The sequence below is a fragment of the Sandaracinobacteroides sp. A072 genome, assembly GCF_052616365.1.
On record NZ_JBQXGU010000001.1, the window covers coordinates 43,065 to 60,560 of the forward strand.

Genomic DNA, 17,496 nt, shown 5'->3' on the forward strand with positions numbered 1-17,496 from the left:
GGGCTGCTGGCCGTGATCTGCCGGCCATGATACGCCAGCCATGATACGCCAGCCATGAGCGCGGAGGAACGGCAGGCGGGCGATGCGCCGGCCTCGCCCTTTGCCGTGCCCGTATACCGGGCGATCTGGTCGGCGAACCTTCTGTCCCAGTTCGGCGGGCTGATCCAGTCCGTCGGGGCGGCCTGGCTGATGACGGAGCTGACGCGCTCGCCCGGCATGGTGGCGCTGGTGCAATCCTCCGTCACCTTGCCGCTGATGCTGTTTTCGCTGGTCGCGGGCGCGCTTGCCGACAATTTCGACCGCCGCCGGGTGATGCTGGTGGCGCAGATTTTCATGTTCGCGCTTTCGGCGCTGCTGGCCGGCCTTGCCTATGCCGGGCTTCTCACGCCCTGGCTGCTGCTTGGCTTCACCTTCCTCATCGGTGTCGGCGTGACGCTCAATGCGCCGGCCTGGCAGGCGACGGTCGGGGAAATCGTGCCGCGCCCCCTGCTGCCGCGCGCGGTCGCCTACAACAGCATGGGCTTCAACCTGGCGCGCAGCCTTGGCCCGGCGCTTGGCGGGCTGCTGGTGGCGGCGGCGGGGGCCTTTGCCGCCTTTCTCGTGAACGCGATCAGCTATGCCGGCATCATCACCGTGCTGCTGCGCTGGAAGCGGCCGGAAACGCCGCGCACCCTGCCGCCCGAGCCCGTGGGCGAGGCGATGGCCGCCGGCCTGCGCTATGTGATCATGTCGCCCGACGTCTTGCGGGTGCTGTTCCGGGCCTTTCTGTTCGGGCTGACGGCGAGCGCCCTTTCGGCTCTGATGCCGCTGATCGCGCGCGATCTGCTGGGCGGCGGCGCCAATGTGTTCGGCCTGTTGATGGGCGCCTTCGGCGTGGGCGCTGTCAGCGGTGCGCTGGTCGTGGGGCGTTTGCGGCAGCGCCTGTCATCCGAGGGGCTGGTGCGCTGGGCGACGCTGGCGCTGGCGGCGGGCACGGCGCTTTCCGGCGCCACGGGCTTTCTGCCGCTCACCCTTGTGGCGGCGATGCTGGCAGGTGGCGGCTGGGTGCTGGCGCTGTCCACCTTCAACGTGACGGTGCAGATGGCCGTGCCGCGCTGGGTGGTAGGCCGCGCGCTGGCGCTCTACCAGACGGCGGCCTTCGGCGCGATGGCGGCGGGAAGCTGGCTGTTCGGCGAACTGGCAGGCGCAACCGGCCTGCAGCTGGCGCTTTTCATTGCCGGCGCGCTCCAGACCCTGCTGCTGGCGGCGGCATGGCGTTTTCCGATGCCCGCGGTTGCCGATCTCGATCTCGATCCGCTTGCCCGCTGGCAGGAACCGGACGTGGCGGTTCCGGTCGACCGGATGGCGGGGCCGCTGCTCATCAGCATCGAATATCGCATCGCGGCGGACAATGTGCCCGCCTTCCTTGAAGCGATGCGCGACCGGCGGCGCATCCGCATCCGCGACGGCGCACGGGACTGGCGGCTGCTGCGCGATCTGGGCGACCCCGCGCTCTGGATAGAGCGCTACGAGGTGGCGACCTGGATCGACTATGTGCGCCACCATGCCCGGCGCACGCGGGCCGATGCGCCCAGCGCCGAGCGGGTCATGGCGCTGCACGAAGGGCCGGAGCGGCCCCGCGTGCGGCGCGAACTGGCCGACCGGCCGGGGCTTCCGGCCGCCGTGCCACCGCTTGGCGGCAGTGACAGCACGACGGCCGGTCTCTGAAGCTGCTGGCCCGGCAGGATTTCAGGACGGCAGTATTTCAGGCCGCCGCTTCAGCCTTTGCATCCGCGAGGATCGAATCCGAGATCTTCTCCGCGATCATGATGGTAGGCGCATTGGTGTTGCCGCTGACAAGGCGCGGCATCACCGAGGCATCGACGACGCGCAGGCCTGAAAGCCCGTGCACCCGCCCCTGCGGATCGACCACGGCGCCCGTATCCGAGGCCTGGCCCATGCGGCAGGTGCCCACCGGGTGATAGATGGTGGAGCCACGCTCGCGCACCCAGGACAGGATCTCGTCATCGCCCATGGCGCCGTCGGCCGGGTCGATGCGATGTTCCATCCAGGGTTTCAGCGCATCCTGCGCGGCGATGACAGAGGCGAACTTCACCCCCTCCACGATTGTCCGCTGGTCGATCGGATCTGCCAGATAATTGGGGCGGATCGCCGGGGCGGCGAAGGGATCGGGCGATTTCACATGGATGGTGCCGCGGCTTTCCGGGCGCAGCTGGCAGGGCGCGATGGTGAGGCCCGATTCATCCTCCAGTTCCCACACGCCGGTGTCGCGGTATTTCGGGATGTTCACCGTGGCGGGCAGGATGTGATATTGCACGTCCGGTCCGGAAAGGCCGGGGCGGGAGCGCCAATAGGCCTGCACATGGGCGGCAGAAAGCGTCAGCAGCCCCTTGCGGGTGGCGGCATATTTCAGCGCCTCGACCATCACGCGCCAGCCCTTGCTCAGCTGGTTCACGGTGATGGTGCCGGGCTTCAGCCGGAACTGGACCGAAACGACGAAATGGTCCTGCAGGTTCTTGCCGACGCCGGGAAGCGCGTGGCGCACGTCGATTCCGGCGGCCTTCAGCACTTCGGGATCGCCGATTCCGTTCACTTCCAGCAGCTGCGGCGAATTGACCGCGCCGCCGCACAGGATCACTTCGCGCCGCGCCATGGCGGTAACGGTGCGGCCATCCTGACGGTAGGTGACGCCGGTCGCGCGCTTGCCGTCGAACAGGATGGACGCGACATGGGCTTCGGTTTCGACATGCAGGTTGCGGCGGTTCAAGGCGGGCTTCAGATAGCCCTGCGCCGTCGACCAGCGGCGGCCGTTCTTCACCGTCAGCTGGAAATAGCTGATGCCGTCCTGCACTTCGCCGTTCACATCGTCGTTGAAGGGCAGGCCGGCCTGGACGCCGGCCTCGACCACGGCATCCGACACAGGGTGGCGGGTTGTCGCATCCGAGACATTGAGCGGCCCGTCGGTGCCGTGGAGATCATCCGAAAGCCGTTCATTGGCTTCGGCGCGGCGGAAATAGGGGAGCACGTCCGACGAGGACCAGCCCGTCGCGCCGAGCTGGGCCCAGTTGTCGTAATCGGCCATCTGGCCGCGCACATAAAGAAGCCCGTTGATCGACGAGGAGCCGCCCAGCACCTTGCCGCGCGGCCAGACATGGACCCGGTCCATCGAGCCGGGGTCGGGCTCGGTCTCGTAGAGCCAGTTGACCGAAGGATCCTTGAGCGTGGTGGAATAGCCGACCGGAATGTGGATCATCGGATTCCAGTCCTTCGGGCCGGCTTCCAGCAGCAGCACGCGGTGCCGGCCATCGGCCGTGAGCCTGTTGGCCAGCACGCAGCCGGCCGAACCCGCGCCAACGATCACATAATCGAAATCCATCATCTGCATCTCCCTCTGCCGGCAGCTTGCCCAAGGCCGCGCCGCCACTCAAGCTCCCGCTTCTCGGGTGGCGCCGATCCTTCTATGGGCGGGGCATGACGAATCGTGCCTCGATCAGACCCGTGCCCCTCGATCTCGTGGAAAGCGACCTGCCCGCTGCCGCCGGACTGCTGGGGGACAGCTTCCGCCGCACCGGCTTTTCCGTGGTGGAAGGCCATGGAATCGACGCCGGGCTGATAGAGGCCGGATGGGCCGCCGCGCGCGCCTTCTTTGCCCTGCCCGATGCCGCCAAGCGCCGCTACCATCAGCCGGGCGGCGCCGGGCAGCGCGGCTACACGCCCTTCGGAGTGGAAGCCGCCAAGGGCGCCGACACGGTCGACCTGAAGGAATTCTGGCATGTCGGCCGCGACCTGCCGCCCGGCCATCCGCATGGCGCGATCATGGCCCCCAACATCTGGCCGGATGCCGATGTGCCCGCCTTCCGCCCCGCCATGCAGGCGCTCTTTTCGGCGCTGGAGACGGCCGGCCTCAGGATCCTGAAGGCGATTGCCGTGCATCTCGGCCAGCCCGCCGGCTTTTTCGAGAACCCGGTGCGCGATGGCAACAGCATCCTGAGGTTGCTGCACTATCCGCCCGTGCCCGCCGATGCGCCGGGCGTGCGCGCCGGCGCGCACGAGGACATCAATGTCATCACCCTGCTGCTGGGGGCCGAGGAAGCCGGGCTTCAGCTTCTCTCGCGCGAGGGGGAGTGGCTGGAAGTGCCCGCCCCGCCCGGCAGCCTCGTGGTGAATGTGGGCGACATGCTGGCGCGCCAGACGGGCGGGCAGCTGCCATCGACCACCCACCGGGTGGTGAACCCGCCGCCCGAACGGCGACACCTGTCGCGCTATTCCATGCCCTTTTTCCTGCATTTCCGGCCGGACTGGCTGATCGAGCCGTTCATCCCGCGCCCGGACATGCCGCCGATCACGGCCAATGACTTTCTTCTGCAACGTTTGGCGGAGATAAGGCTCGCATGAGGCATATTCTTCTTACTGCGCTGCTGCTGGCGGCGCCCGCCGCCGCACAGGCTTCCGCTGCCGCAAAGGCGCTCGACACCACCGCCTCGACCGATCCGAGCTGGAAAAAGGCCGAGGCCGAAATCGCCGCCCGTGCCGCTGGCGTCCGCGCCGAACGGGCGAAGAACGTGATTCTCTTCGTCGGCGACGGGATGGGGATCAGCACCATCACTGCCGCGCGCATCTTCGAGGCGCAGCAGCGCGCGAAGGCGGCCGGCGGCACCTATGCCGGCTTCGAGGGCGGCGAGGAAAACCTGCTCAGCTTCGAGCGCCTGCCGCGCCGGGCGATGGTGAAGACCTACAACAGCAACGCGCAGGTGCCCGACAGCGCCGGAACCGCCACCGCCATGACGACGGGCACCAAGACCCGGATCGGCGTGCTGGGCCTTCTTCCCGGCCAGGGGGCCGAGGCCTGCCGCACGCCGCAGAAACTGCCGAAGACGCTGGCCGGGATCGCGCGGGCGCGCGGCATGGGCGTGGGCGTGGTGACGACGACACGCATCACCCATGCAACGCCGGCAGCCATGTTTGCCCATGTGCCCAACCGGGACTGGGAAGGCGCTGACCGCGACTATCCGGCCGAAGACCGCGCCAGCGGCTGCGCCGACATCGCCAGCCAGCTTGTCGGCTTCCGGGGCGGGATGGACGTGGTGCTGGGCGGCGGGCTTTCGAAGTTCCGGCCGGCGGGCGCGGGCGGCAGCCGCGACGATGGCCGCGACCTGATCGTCGAATGGACGAAGGCGAACCCGGCGGGACGTTTCGTCGAATCGGCGCTGCCGTTCCGCGCGCTCGACCCGAAGCGGCGCGAGCCGGTGCTGGGCCTCTTCAATGCCAGCCATCTCGACTTCGCCTTCGACGCCGATCGCAAGGCCGAACCCTCGCTGGCGGAAATGGCCGCTTTTGCCGTGCGCAAGCTGGAGGCCCGTGGCGGCGGCTATGTGCTGATGGTGGAGGGCGGCCGGATCGACCATGCCCACCACATGACCAACGCCTATCGCGCGCTCGACGAGACGGTCGAACTGGCGCGCGCGGTCGAGGAAGTGCTCGGAATCGTCGACCTGAAGGAAACGCTGGTCCTGGTGACGGCCGATCACAGCCATGTCTTCACCATGGCCGGCTATCCGCCCCGCGGGAACGACATTCTGGGCTTCATCCGCCCCATTGCCGGTGGCGAGGGCCGCACCGCGACCGACAAGGACGGCAATGTGCTCGACCTTCTCGGCCGGCCGGTGACGACGCTGGGCTATGCCAACGGGCCGGTTGCCCTGCGGCTGGGCAAGCGCAGCCTGTCTTCGGCCAGGGCGCCGACCGACCCGGATTTCCTGCAGCCCAAGGCCGCCATCATGGAAGCCGAGACGCATGGCGGCGAGGATGTCGGCCTGTTCGCGGCCGGGCCGGGAAGCGCCCTTGTCGATGGCACGGTGGAGCAGAACAGCATCTTCCACATCATGGCGCGCGCGCTCGGCTGGAAATAGCGCCCTGCCGGCAATGACGGGCTGACACGACAGGCAGGCCGGTTCAGCCCCGGCTGCTGCTTTCCCCGTCGCTATCCTGCTGGCCGGGGGCCTGCCGGGCCTTGTCCTTCCGCTTGCGGAGATTGTCCCGCAGGGCCGCCTTCAGGCGTTCCGCGCGCGCGGTCTTTGCATTCCGGCCTTCCTGTGCGCCTTTCGGGCCGGCGTTCCTTTTGCTGCTGTCCGTCATGCCTGCTGCCTGGCGTTGCTTCCCCCGGTTCGGGGGCCATCCCCCTCGTTAGCGTGGCGGCGGCGTGCTGGCAAAGGGGTGGCGCCTGCCCCGCCGTCCGGGGCCTGTCGCAATTCCTGCCACAAAGGTGTAAAGAATCATGACATTCTGAAGGGCCGGCAGGGTTTGGCTTCGCCATCGGGGAGGAATTTGCACTAGGCATGCCGGACATGGTGGGAATGATTTCTCAGTTCAGCCACCTCGTGGCGGCACTTGCCTTCCTGATCCTCGGGCTGGCGATCGGGCTTCGGCGCGCGCCTTCGTTCGTGCGGCTGTCGATCGCGCTGGCCGCCTTTGTCACGGCCTTCTGGGCCGGCGGCGAGGCGCTGGCCGTTCGCCATGGCCCGGGCAGCGTCCCCTTCCTCAGCAAGATGGAAACGCTCCGCACCGCATCCTGGATCTTCGTGCTGCTGCTGATGCAGCGTCGATCCCTCGGCCTCGTGGAAAAGCCCGGCTCGTCCTTCGTGGTCGCCATGGGTCTTGGCTTCGTCATCACCTGGCAGCTGTTGCTCGATGCGTTGTTCAGCATGTCGCCCGTGGCGGGGCCGCTCAGCGCCCAGCCTTTCGGGGCGATGCTGTTCATCGCCAGCCGGCTGGTTGTCGCCATTTCCGGTCTGGTGCTGCTGCACAATCTCTATGTGAACACCAGCCAGGGCGGTTTCCGGTTCCGGCTGTTCGTCGTCGGCCTGGCCGTCCTTTTTGCTTATGATCTCAACCTCTACACCATCCATTTCCTGGTCGGCGTGCCGAACCAGTCCCTGCTCGGGATGCGGGGCGCGGTGGATGCGCTGGCGGTGCCGCTCCTCTATCTCGGCATGCGCGAGACGGCCGGCGCGCGGCTGCACCTGTCGCGGCAGGCGGCTTTCCACAGCGTCAGCTTCTCGATCATCGGCGCCTATCTGATCCTGATGTCGCTTCTGGCCTATGGGCTGCGCCTCACGGGCGGCAGCTGGGGCCAGTTGCTGCAAGTCGTGTTCATGGCGATCACGCTGATTGCCGGTGCTCTGGTGCTGCTGTCACCGCGCTTCCGCGCCGAACTGCGGGTGCGCATATCGCGCAATTTCTACCGCTATCGCTATGATTACCGGGTCGAGTGGCTGCGCTTCATCGACATGATCGATGCTGCACCTGGAAACGGGGTGGGGCGCATTCCCTTCCGCGAACGCCTGGCCGAAGCGGTGGCGACGGTTATGCACTGCCCGGGCGCGGCGCTTCTCGAAGCCTCGCCGGGCGGCGGTTTCGAACTGACGGCGCGCTGGTGCTGGCCGCAGCTCGATGCGCCGCGCATTCCTGAAGGGTCTGCGCTTGGCCATTTCGTGGCCGAGACCGGGCGGATCGTCGATTTCGACAAGCTGCGGGCCGAAGCTGCGGGCGAGGCAAGCCCCGGATCGCACGCAGACCTGACCCTGCCCGCCTGGGCCGCCGCCGACCGTGCGATCTGGCTTGCCGTGCCGCTCATCCACCGCGAGCAGCTGACCGGCATCTTGCTGCTGGAGCGCACGCTCGTTCCGCGCGATCTCAACTGGGAGGATTTCGACCTGCTGCGGACGCTCGGCCGCCAGGGCGCCAGCTATCTGGCCGAGACGGAAACCCAGTCCCAGCTGGAGGAAGCGAAGCGTTTCGAGGAGTTCAACCGCCGCTTCGCCTTCGTGATGCACGACCTGAAGAATGTGGTGAGCCAGCTTGGCCTGGTGGCCCGCAATGCCGAACGCCATGCCGACAAGCCCGAGTTCCGGGCAGACATGATCGCCACGCTGAATTCCAGCGTCGCCAAGATGACCGACCTTCTGAAGCTGATGGGGCGGGAGGCGCAGGACAGGGAGCGGCAGGGCCGGGATTCCCCGGCACGCGATGGTGAACGCGGCCCGCACGCGACGCAGGGGACGGCAGACATCGCCATGATTACCTCGATGGTTGTCGTTGCGCTGCGCCGCCAGCATCCGGCGGTCGAACTGGCAGGCGCCGATGCGGCGATGCCCATCGTCGGGGATGCGCAGCAACTGGAAGCGATGCTGACCCATCTGGTGCAGAATGCCATCGATGCCAGCGCACCCGATGCCCCCGTGCGGCTGGTGCTTTCGGAAACGGGACCCGAAGTGCGGATCACCGTGGCCGATAGCGGGCACGGCATGTCGGCGGGTTTCATCCGCGACGAGCTGTTCCGCCCCTTCCGCTCCACCAAGGATGGCGGGTTCGGGATCGGCGCCTACGAGGCCCGCGAGATCGCCCGCCAGCATGGCGGCAGGCTGGATGTGGAAAGCCGGCCGGGCGAGGGAACATGTTTCACGGTGACGCTGCCCCGCGGGGCAGCCGCCACAGACCGGAAGAGCGGAGTGCAGGTGAGCGGGAATGCGTGACGAAAAACCGATATTGCTTGTGGTGGAAGATGATGCCGGGCTGCAGCGCCAGTTGCGCTGGGCCTATGAGGATTATGAGGTCGTGGTCGCCGGTGACAGGCCGGCGGCGCTTGCGGCCCTGCGCGAGCACAAGCCGGCGGTCGTGACGCTCGATCTCGGCCTGCCGCCCGATGCCGACGGAACCTCGGAAGGCTTTGCAACCCTCGAAGAGATCATGACGACCGCGCCCTACACCAAGGTGATCGTGGCATCGGGCCATGGCGCGCGGGAAAGCGCCCGTCGCGCGATTGCGCTTGGCGCCTTCGATTTCTACCAGAAGCCGGTCGATATCGACGAACTCGGCTTCATCGTTGGCCGGGCCTTTCACGTGGCGCAGCTGGAGGCGGAAAACCGCCGGCTGGCCGCCGGGCAGCCGGAATCGCCGCTGGCGAACCTGGTGACGGGCGCGCCTGAAATGCTGAAGGTGTGCGCCATGATCGAGCGCGTGGCGGCGACCGATGTGTCGGTCCTGCTGCTGGGGGAATCGGGCACCGGCAAGGAGGTTCTGGCGCGCGCGCTTCATGCCGGTTCGCACCGCAAGGGTGGCGCCTTCATCGCCATCAACTGCGGCGCCATTCCGGAAAACCTGCTGGAAGCCGAGCTTTTCGGCTATGAGCGCGGCGCCTTCACCGGCGCGGTCAAGACCACGCCCGGCAAGATCGAACTGGCCGAGGGCGGCACGCTCTTCCTCGACGAAGTGGGCGACATTCCGCTGCCGCTGCAGGTGAAGCTGTTGCGCTTCATCCAGGAACGCGTGATCGAGCGCGTGGGCGGCCGCAAGCCGATCGACGTGGACACGCGGATCATCTGCGCCACGCACCGCAACCTGAAGAAGATGATCGGCGACGGCAGCTTCCGGGAAGACCTTTATTACCGGATCGCCGAGGTGAGCATCGGCATCCCGCCCCTGCGCGAGCGGACGGGGGATGCAGCGCTTCTGGCCAGCCATTTCCTGAAGACATACGCCGGCGAGCGGCCCGGCGCGCCCACCCGCATCGGACCGGGTGCGCTTGCCGCCATCAACCTGCACAGCTGGCCGGGCAATGTGCGCGAACTGGAAAACCGCATGAAGCGCGCGGTGATCATGGCCGATGGCAATGCCATCACGCCGGCCGATCTCGACCTGGCCGACAGCCCGGAAGCCGCGTTGATGACCTTGCGGGAATCACGCATGGCCTCGGACCGGCGGGTGGTGACGGCGGCGCTTACGGCGTCGGGCGGCAGCATCAGCCAGGCCGCAAAAACCCTGGGGATCAGCCGGCCGACGCTCTACGACATGATCCGCGACCTCGACATCCGGCCATCCTGAGGGGGGCGCTTCCCGCTTTTCGTCGCCCCTTCGCCAGCACTTGTCTGTCAGCGCGGGGCCGGGCCGCCTGCCTGCGCGATGGCGGCTTCGGCTGCCGCGATGCGCGCTTCCGTTTGCGCGATGAGCGCTTCGACCCTGGCGAGATCCTCCGGGTCTTCGCCATGCGGCGCTGGCTGAGGTGCGGGCTTTCCGGCGGCGGCATCGCCGGCGGGTTCGGCGCGGGCGCTTCTTGCCTTCGGGCCGCGCCGTTCGGCCAGGATCCACTGGCCAAGCGCGACATGGAATTTGTCACCCTGGTCTCCGGCTTCGCCGGGGCGTTCGACGCCGAGGCCGGCGATGGCCTTGTCGATCAGCAATGTCTCGAGATGGGCGAGGCGGGTCTCGATCAGCCGGTCCCACTCCGCAGCGAAGAGCGCATCGCGGGCGCGGGCGGCCAGCACGTCGCCCCGGCCCAGCCCGGTGCGGCGGCAGGCTTCGGAAAAGCTCTGCGCCTCCAGCAGGGCTGACAGGAAGCCGATGCGCTGGCCGGCGCTCAGTCCTGCCGGGGCCGGGGCTTCCTGGCCCGGGGGGTCGGCCACGTCGAGCATGGGAAAGATCGCGCCTGAAACCAGCAGGCGGGCTTTTGCGCCACGAAGGCGCGGGCGGCGGGGCCGGGAAGGCATTGATGTCCTGTTCATGGTGCAAAAATAACCATATTGGCATGTGTAGGACAGAAGAGGATGCGGTTCTGGCAGAAAGTGCTTGTGGCCGCCATTTTCCGTTTCGCGCCGACAGACAAGATTCCGGCACAATTCCGGCCGGAAATCCGGGATTTGCGGCGTCTGGCGCACCGCAACAGCCTTAAACTGTGTCCCGTTCATCGCATTTCGGCTTTTCATGCCTGTCCGACTGCCTTAACAGTTCGCCATGAGCACTTCCTTACAAGCCCGTCAGAATGAGGCGGGAAAAATGGCGGTCGCGCCTGACGAAATCCTTCCGCAGACCGAAACCAAGCTCGATGGCCGCCGTGAGCGGTCCGCCGACAGTCGTCGCCGGATCATCGCCGCCATGATGGAGCTGGTGGAAAGCGGGCTGTATGCGCCGACGGCCGAGGCCGTAGCGGCGCGCGCCGAAGTCAGCCTGCGCACCGTGTTCCGCCATTTCGAGGAAATGGACAATCTCTACATGGAGATTGTCGAAATCCTCTTCGAGCGCGTGGCCCCCATGCTCGACCAGCCGATGGTGGCCCGCACCTGGCCGGCCCTGCTGGACGAAACGCTGGACCAGCGCGCCATGCTGTTTGAGGCCATCGCCCCTTATTTCGTGACCATGACGCTGCACCGCCATCGCAACAAGACCATGGCGTCCCAGGGGCGTCGCCTCGTCACGATGAGCCGGGACCTGCTTGCCGTGACGCTTCCGGCGCAACTGGTATCCGACCGCCAGCTTTTCGAGCTGATGTGCGCCCTGCTTTCGATGGAAACCTGGCTTCGCCTTCGCGAGACCCAGGGCCTGACCGTCGCCGAGGCGAAGGCGGCCCTGCGGCGGGCTGCGGTCGCCCTCTGGCCGGTCGAGGGCTGAAGCGTGACGGGCGCGGCTTTGGCCACGCCTAGAACATCTTTCTTTACCCTTGTCGCGTTCGCGCCGACATCGTGCGGCCATGACATCCGAATCCCTTTCCCTTGCCGGGCATGAGGCGCCCGCCCCGCTGGCCGGGCGCCTCTCCCACCTGAAGCGCCTGGAGGCCGAGGCCATCCACATCTTCCGCGAGACCGTCGCGGAAGCGCGCAACCCCGTCTTTCTCTATTCGATCGGCAAGGATTCGAGCGTGATGCTGCATCTCGCGCTCAAGGCCTTTTACCCTGCGCCGCCGCCCTTTCCCTTCCTGCACGTGGCCAGCGGCTGGGATTTCGCCGCTATGCTCGCCCACCGCGACAGGATGGTCGCCGATCACCGGCTGGAGCTGATCGTCGCCCACAATGACGAGGCCGCCGCCGCCGGGATCGACCCCTTCGCGACGCCGACACCGGAATATACGAGGCTGATGCTGACGGAGCCGCTGAAGGCGGCCTTGACGCAGCACGGCTTCGACGCGGCCTTCGGCGGCGGCCGCCGCGACGAGGAAAAGGCCCGCGCCAAGGAGCGTGTCTTTTCCTTCCGCAACGCCCGCCACGCCTGGGAGCCAAAGGCCCAGCGGCCGGAACTCTGGTCGCTCTACAACGGGCGGCTGAACCCGGGCGAAAGCATGCGGGTCTTCCCGCTCTCCAACTGGACCGAAATCGACATCTGGGACTATATCCGCCTCGAATCCGTGCCGCTGGTGCCGCTCTATCTCGCCGCGCCCCGCCCGGTGGTCGAGCGTGACGGCCAGATCATCGTGGTGGACGAAGCCGCGCGTATGCAGTGGCGGCCCGGCGAAAAGCCGGTCGAGCGCATGGTGCGCTTCCGCACGCTGGGCTGCTGGCCGCTTTCGGGCGCGCTCGAAAGCCGGGCGGACACGCTCGATTCCATGATCGCCGAAGTGCTGGGCGCGCGCGGGTCCGAACGCGCCGGCCGCATGGTGGATCATGACCAGTCCGCCTCGATGGAGCGGAAGAAGGCGGAGGGCTATTTCTGATGACGGCAACGCCCGATACGGACGCCCGCCTGCTTTCGGCCGGCGAGGTGGCGGAGTTTCTCGACCGGCGCGCCCGCATGCCGCTGCTGCGGTTCATCACTTGCGGCAGTGTCGATGATGGAAAATCCACGCTGATCGGCCGCCTGCTGCACGACAGCCAGGCCCTGGTGGACGACCAGCTGGAAGCGCTGGCCGCCGACAGCGCGCGGCATGGCACGCGCGGCGAAGAGCTGGATTTCGCGCTGCTCGTCGATGGCCTGTCGGCCGAGCGCGAGCAGGGCATCACCATCGATGTCGCCTATCGCTTCTTCGCTTCGCCCAGGCGGCGCTACATCGTCGCCGACTGCCCGGGCCATGAACAATATACCCGCAACATGGCGACCGGCGCCTCGACCGCCGATCTTGCCGTGCTGCTGGTTGACGCCTCCCGCGGGCTGATGCCGCAGACGCGCCGCCATGCCCATATCGTCAGCCTGCTGGGGATCCGGCAGCTGGTGCTGGCGGTGAACAAGATGGATCTTGTCGGCCATTCCGAACTGCGCTTCCGCGAAATCGCCAACGCCTTCCAGGCCTTTGCACGCGAACTCGGGCTGGAGGATGTGGCAGCGATCCCGCTGGTTGCGCCATCGGGCGGCAATGTCGCCCACCCCGACCCGCACATGCCCTGGTATCGCGGGCCGACGCTGGTGGAAGCGCTGGAAAGCGCGCGCACCGACACGCTGGCCAATCCGGACCTGCCCGCCCGCCTGCCGGTGCAGTGGGTCAACCGCCCCGATTCCGGTTTCCGCGGCTTTGCCGGCCAGCTGGCGGCGGGCGTGCTCAATACGGGCGATGCGGTGACGGTGCTGCCTTCGGGCCGGCAGACGCGGATCGCGGCGATCCATGGCGCCGGCGGCACGGCGGATGCAGCGGTTGCCGGAGAAAGCATCACCGTGGAGCTTGCGGACGACGTGGACGTGAGCCGGGGCGATGTGATCGCCGCCGCCGACCACCCCGCAGAAGCCAGCGACCAGTTCGAGGCGACCCTCATCTGGATGGACGATGCCCCGCTCTTCCCGGGCCGGCCCTACTGGCTGAAGATCGGCACCCGCACCGTGGGCGCCAGTGTCACCGCCATCAAGCACCGGGTGGACGTGAACAGCCTGCAGCCGCAGCCGGCGAAATCGCTGGGCCTGAACGACATGGCGGTCGTGACGCTGGCGCTCGACCGGCCGGTTGCCTTCGACCCCTATGAAAGCTGCCGGCCGACAGGCGGCTTCATCCTCATCGACCGGCTGACCAACGCCACCGCCGGCGCCGGCACGGTGCGCCACGCGCTCACGCGGGCGAGCACCATCCAGTGGCAGACGCTCGACATCTCGAAGGCGACCCGGGCGGCGATGAACGGGCAGAAGCCCATGCTGCTGTGGTTCACCGGCCTGTCGGGGGCGGGCAAGTCCACCATTGCCAATCTGGTCGAAAAGAAGCTGACGGCGATGGGCCGGCGCACCTATCTGCTGGATGGGGACAATGTGCGCCATGGCCTGAACCGCGACCTCGGCTTCACCGAGGCGGACCGGGTGGAGAATATCCGCCGCATTGCCGAAGTGGGCAAGCTGATGGTGGATGCGGGCCTGATCGTGCTCACCGCCTTCATCTCCCCCTTCCGGGCGGAGCGCCGCATGGCGCGTGCCTTGATGGAGGCGGACGAATTCGTCGAGATCTTCATCGACACCCCGATCGAGGATGCCGAGCGGCGCGACGTGAAGGGCCTGTATGCCCGCGCGCGGGCAGGCGAAATCCGCAACTTCACCGGCATCGACAGCCCCTATGAGCCGCCGGAAGCGCCCGAGATCCGCATCGACACGCGGGCGATGAGTGCCGAGGCGGCGGCCGAGCATATCGTCGCGCACATATTGAAGGATGAATTCCTCGGCATTTCGCCCTGATCGCCCGGATAGTCCTGAGCGTCCGGGTGGCCCGCGCCCTTCGGCCCGCCCCCTTCGCCCCGCCCCGGCAGCGCCAATAGGGCGCACCCCCGGGGGCTGCGGGGTGACAGGCCCCGGCCTTGCCGTTATGCCAGCGCCTGCCGGCGGGATGGTCCGGCAGGCAGACAGGGAGAAGCCGGTGCAGCTGGACGGCCTGATGCAGAGTTTCGAGCCCGCGCGCATTCCGGCCGATGCCGAGGCGATGCGCGCCGAGCTCAAGGCGTTTCTTGCCGACGCGCTGGCCGGCCGGCCACCAAGCGACCGGGTGCGGACATGGTCCGCCTGGGACGCGGCGTTCAGCCGCAAGCTTTCCAGCCGCGGCTGGATCGGCCTCACCATGCCCGAATCGCTGGGCGGCCGCGGGCTTTCGCCCTTCCACCGCTTCGTGGTGGTGGAGGAGTTGCTGGCGGCCGGCGCGCCCATCGCCGCCCACTGGATCGGGGACAGGCAATCGGCGCCGCTTTTGCTGAAGTTCGGCACGAAGGCGCAGCAGCAGGCCTTCATCCCGCGTATCTGCCGGTCGGAAATCTTCTTCTGCATCGGCATGTCGGAACCCAACAGCGGCTCCGATCTCGCCAGCGTGCGCAGCCGCGCCGAGAAGGTGGACGGCGGCTGGCGGCTCAATGGCCAGAAGATCTGGACCACCTATGCCCACAATGCCGACTGGATGATCGCCCTTGTCCGCACTTCGGGCACGAGCGAGGACCGGCAGAAGGGCCTGTCACAGGTGCTGGTGGACCTGAAGGCGCCGGGCGTGACGGTCAGACCCATCACCCTGCTGACGGGCGAGGCCGAATTTTCCGAAGTGCATTTCGACAATGTGTTCCTGCCCGATGACCGGCTGGTGGGCGAGGAAGGCAATGGCTGGGCGCAGGTGAACGCCGAGCTTGCCTTCGAACGCTCCGGCCCGGAGCGCATCTATTCCTCGCTTGTTCTGCTCGACACCTGGGCTAGGGGCCTGGGGGAAGCGCCCGACCCCCGCGACACCGAGCTTCTCGGCCGCTTCACCGCCCGGCTGGCGGCGCTGCGCGGCATGTCGGCCGCCATCACCACGCGGCTTGCCGAGGGCAAGTCCCCCGTGGTGGAAGCGGCCCTGCTGAAGGATCTTGGCACCGAGCTTGAACAGGCGATTCCGGCGGCGCTCGCCGACCGCATCGCGGCTGACCCCGACCGACCGGCCGACCCGGAACTGCTGCGCACGCTGCGCTTCATCTGGCACATGTCGCCTGTGTTTTCGCTGCGCGGGGGAACCCGCGAGATCCTGCGCGGCATGATCGCGCGTGGCATGGGGCTTCGCTGATGTTCGAGGATGTCTTCCGCCGCCTGCTCGAGGCGCATTCCACACCGGCGGCCGTGCGCGCCGCCGAAGCCGCGAACGGCGCTGTTCCGCCTGTCTGGCAGGAGCTGGTGCAATCGGGCTTCATCGATATCCTGCGGCCCGAAGCCGAAGGTGGTGCGGGCCTGTCGCTGCCGGCCTTCGCGCCGCTGGTGATCGCCTGCGGGGAATATCTTCTGCCCGTGGACTGGGCGGAAACCGCCGTTGCCCGCCTGTGGCATGGCGAGGCAGTTGCCCTTGACCGGCCGGCCGGTCTGGAAGGGCCGGACGCCCTTGCCGCCAATGCGGCCCTGACGGCGGCGCGCATGGCCGGCGCCTGCCGCCGCGTGCTCGACATCACCATGGCCCATGTGACGACGCGCCAGCAGTTCGGCCGGCCGCTTTCGGCCTTCCAGGCCTTGCAACAGCAGCTTGCCGTGATGGCGGAGGATGTCGCGGCCGCGCGCATGGCGGCCTTCATCGGGCTGGCCGGCCCCGGCTTCGATCCCGCCCGCAGCGCCGTGGCGAAGCTGCGCGCCGGAGAAGCGGCGCACCGTGTCGCCGCCATGGCCCACCAGCTGCACGGCGCCATCGGCGCAACCCTCGAATATGACTTGCAACTCTGGGTGCGCGCCCTCAAGGGGTGGCAGCTGGCCCATGGCAGCGACAGCTACTGGGCAATGGTTCTTGGAAAGGCCCGTCTCGACTGGGCGGCCAAGGGCCGGGAAGACGCCACGACCGCCGATTTCCTGCGCGAAAGGCTGGAACCCGGCGTGCAGGATGCCGCCGCCAGCAACTGAGCCAGCCACCTGACGGAGACGATGATGAGCCAATCGCTGTTCGAGACACTGCCCGTGATGGGCAAGGGCCCGGTGTGGCAGGATCTGAAGACCGGCATCGTCGGCCGCACCCTGCGCCGCACCATCACCGAAAGCGATCTCGTCAACTTCATCGGCGTGACGGGCATGCTCGAGGCGATCTTCATCGACGCCAGCTATCCCGGCGCCGCCATTCCCGGCCGCCTCGTGCCGGCGGCCCTCACCCAGTGCCTTGTCGAGGGCATGCTGTTCCAGACGGTGATTCAGGGTGTCGGCCTTGCCCTGCTGGAAGTGAATCTGAAGGCCCATGCGCCGGTGCGAGTCGGCGACAGCGTCTGGGCCGTGCTCGACATCACCGACATCAAGCCCACCTCGAAGGGCAACCGCGCCGTCGTCGCGTCCGAGGTGAAGGTCTACAACCAGCAGGAAGAGCTGGTTCTGTCCTACACCGTGAAGCGCATGGTCGCCGGGCGGGACTGAGGCTCCCGGTCATGCGGATGATGGGCGCCTCCAGCGCATCGGCGGGCTCGCAGGCTTTGCTTGCGCTTGCCGGGCTGCTGCTGTTGCTGCGCGCCCTGTTGCCCGCCGGCTGGATGCCGGCGCTTTCGCCGGATGGCATGACCCTGGTGGTCTGTTCGGCCGCCGGGCTGCAGGCCCTGCCCGATGGCGAGGGCCCGTTCGGAAACCCGGCCGGCACGCCGGATGAATCCGCCCATCCGCCCTGCGCCTTTGCCGGGCTGGGTGGTCCGTCCATTCTGCCGCGCCTGCCCCTGTGGCTGCCCCACGCCATCCCGGTCCTTGCCACATGGGCCGGTGTCGAGGCGCCCGTCCGCGCGCTCGTGGCGCGCGGCTGGCTCACCCCTCCGTCTCAGGCGCCACCCGCGCGGGGCTGATCCTCACCTCTGCGCTTCGCCGCCCGGC

At 67.9% G+C, this 17,496-nt stretch carries 15 protein-coding genes; 12 read left to right on the forward strand and 3 right to left on the reverse strand.

From position 1 onward, the window contains the following. Positions 1-54 precede the first annotated feature (54 nt). Entirely contained in the window at positions 55-1,707 is a 1,653-nt protein-coding gene (locus tag ACUJ46_RS00255; RefSeq protein WP_445388451.1) for an MFS transporter, read from the forward strand. Between the two features lie 37 nt (positions 1,708-1,744). Here the strand turns inward: ACUJ46_RS00255 and ACUJ46_RS00260 are convergent, their stop codons facing one another. After that, positions 1,745-3,379, reverse strand: a complete 1,635-nt coding sequence (locus ACUJ46_RS00260) for a GMC family oxidoreductase (RefSeq protein WP_445388452.1) — start codon at positions 3,377-3,379, stop codon at positions 1,745-1,747. A 92-nt stretch (positions 3,380-3,471) separates the two neighbouring features. On the opposite strand from ACUJ46_RS00260, the gene ACUJ46_RS00265 reads away from it, so the two are divergent. Both ACUJ46_RS00265 and ACUJ46_RS00270 read left to right on the forward strand, forming a co-directional pair. Next, positions 3,472-4,395 carry an isopenicillin N synthase family dioxygenase gene (locus ACUJ46_RS00265; RefSeq protein WP_445388453.1) on the forward strand — a complete coding sequence of 308 codons (924 nt, stop codon included), beginning with the start codon at positions 3,472-3,474 and terminating at the stop codon, positions 4,393-4,395. Then, a complete protein-coding gene (locus tag ACUJ46_RS00270) occupies positions 4,392-5,909 on the forward strand; it encodes an alkaline phosphatase (protein ID WP_445388454.1) in 1,518 nt (505 codons plus the stop codon). Before ACUJ46_RS00265 ends, ACUJ46_RS00270 begins: the two co-directional genes overlap by 4 nt. Before the next feature lie 43 nt (positions 5,910-5,952). Here the strand turns inward: ACUJ46_RS00270 and ACUJ46_RS00275 are convergent, their stop codons facing one another. Further along, positions 5,953-6,135 carry a hypothetical protein gene (locus tag ACUJ46_RS00275; RefSeq protein ID WP_445388455.1) on the reverse strand — a complete coding sequence of 61 codons (183 nt, stop codon included), beginning with the start codon at positions 6,133-6,135 and terminating at the stop codon, positions 5,953-5,955. 218 nt (positions 6,136-6,353) lie between these two features. Between ACUJ46_RS00275 and prsK the strand changes: the two genes are divergently transcribed. Then, entirely contained in the window at positions 6,354-8,531 is a 2,178-nt protein-coding gene (prsK, locus tag ACUJ46_RS00280; protein ID WP_445388456.1) for an XrtA/PEP-CTERM system histidine kinase PrsK, read from the forward strand. Further along, positions 8,524-9,879 carry a PEP-CTERM-box response regulator transcription factor gene (prsR, locus tag ACUJ46_RS00285; RefSeq protein ID WP_445388457.1) on the forward strand — a complete coding sequence of 452 codons (1,356 nt, stop codon included), beginning with the start codon at positions 8,524-8,526 and terminating at the stop codon, positions 9,877-9,879. The genes prsK and prsR overlap by 8 nt, the downstream gene beginning before the upstream one ends. A gap of 47 nt (positions 9,880-9,926) precedes the next feature. Here prsR and ACUJ46_RS00290 read toward each other — a convergent pair whose 3' ends face one another. Beyond that, a complete protein-coding gene (locus ACUJ46_RS00290) occupies positions 9,927-10,541 on the reverse strand; it encodes a hypothetical protein (protein WP_445388458.1) in 615 nt (204 codons plus the stop codon). 286 nt (positions 10,542-10,827) lie between these two features. On the opposite strand from ACUJ46_RS00290, the gene ACUJ46_RS00295 reads away from it, so the two are divergent. From ACUJ46_RS00295 to ACUJ46_RS00325, 7 genes are all read left to right on the forward strand, one after another. After that, complete coding sequence (locus tag ACUJ46_RS00295; RefSeq protein ID WP_445388459.1) at positions 10,828-11,439, forward strand: TetR/AcrR family transcriptional regulator; 612 nt, start codon at positions 10,828-10,830, stop codon at positions 11,437-11,439. Between the two features lie 79 nt (positions 11,440-11,518). Further along, complete coding sequence (cysD, locus tag ACUJ46_RS00300) at positions 11,519-12,475, forward strand: sulfate adenylyltransferase subunit CysD (RefSeq protein ID WP_445388460.1); 957 nt, start codon at positions 11,519-11,521, stop codon at positions 12,473-12,475. Continuing rightward, positions 12,475-14,403 carry a sulfate adenylyltransferase subunit CysN gene (gene cysN, locus ACUJ46_RS00305; RefSeq protein WP_445388461.1) on the forward strand — a complete coding sequence of 643 codons (1,929 nt, stop codon included), beginning with the start codon at positions 12,475-12,477 and terminating at the stop codon, positions 14,401-14,403. The genes cysD and cysN overlap by 1 nt, the downstream gene beginning before the upstream one ends. A 178-nt stretch (positions 14,404-14,581) precedes the next feature. Beyond that, positions 14,582-15,742 carry an acyl-CoA dehydrogenase family protein gene (locus ACUJ46_RS00310; protein WP_445388462.1) on the forward strand — a complete coding sequence of 387 codons (1,161 nt, stop codon included), beginning with the start codon at positions 14,582-14,584 and terminating at the stop codon, positions 15,740-15,742. After that, complete coding sequence (locus ACUJ46_RS00315) at positions 15,742-16,557, forward strand: acyl-CoA dehydrogenase family protein (RefSeq protein WP_445388463.1); 816 nt, start codon at positions 15,742-15,744, stop codon at positions 16,555-16,557. Before ACUJ46_RS00310 ends, ACUJ46_RS00315 begins: the two co-directional genes overlap by 1 nt. Before the next feature lie 24 nt (positions 16,558-16,581). Then, positions 16,582-17,055, forward strand: coding sequence for a MaoC family dehydratase (locus ACUJ46_RS00320; protein WP_445388464.1), 474 nt, complete (start codon positions 16,582-16,584; stop codon positions 17,053-17,055). Positions 17,056-17,066: 11 nt separating this feature from the next. After that, a complete protein-coding gene (locus ACUJ46_RS00325) occupies positions 17,067-17,468 on the forward strand; it encodes a hypothetical protein (RefSeq protein ID WP_445388465.1) in 402 nt (133 codons plus the stop codon). Positions 17,469-17,496: the final 28 nt, after the last annotated feature.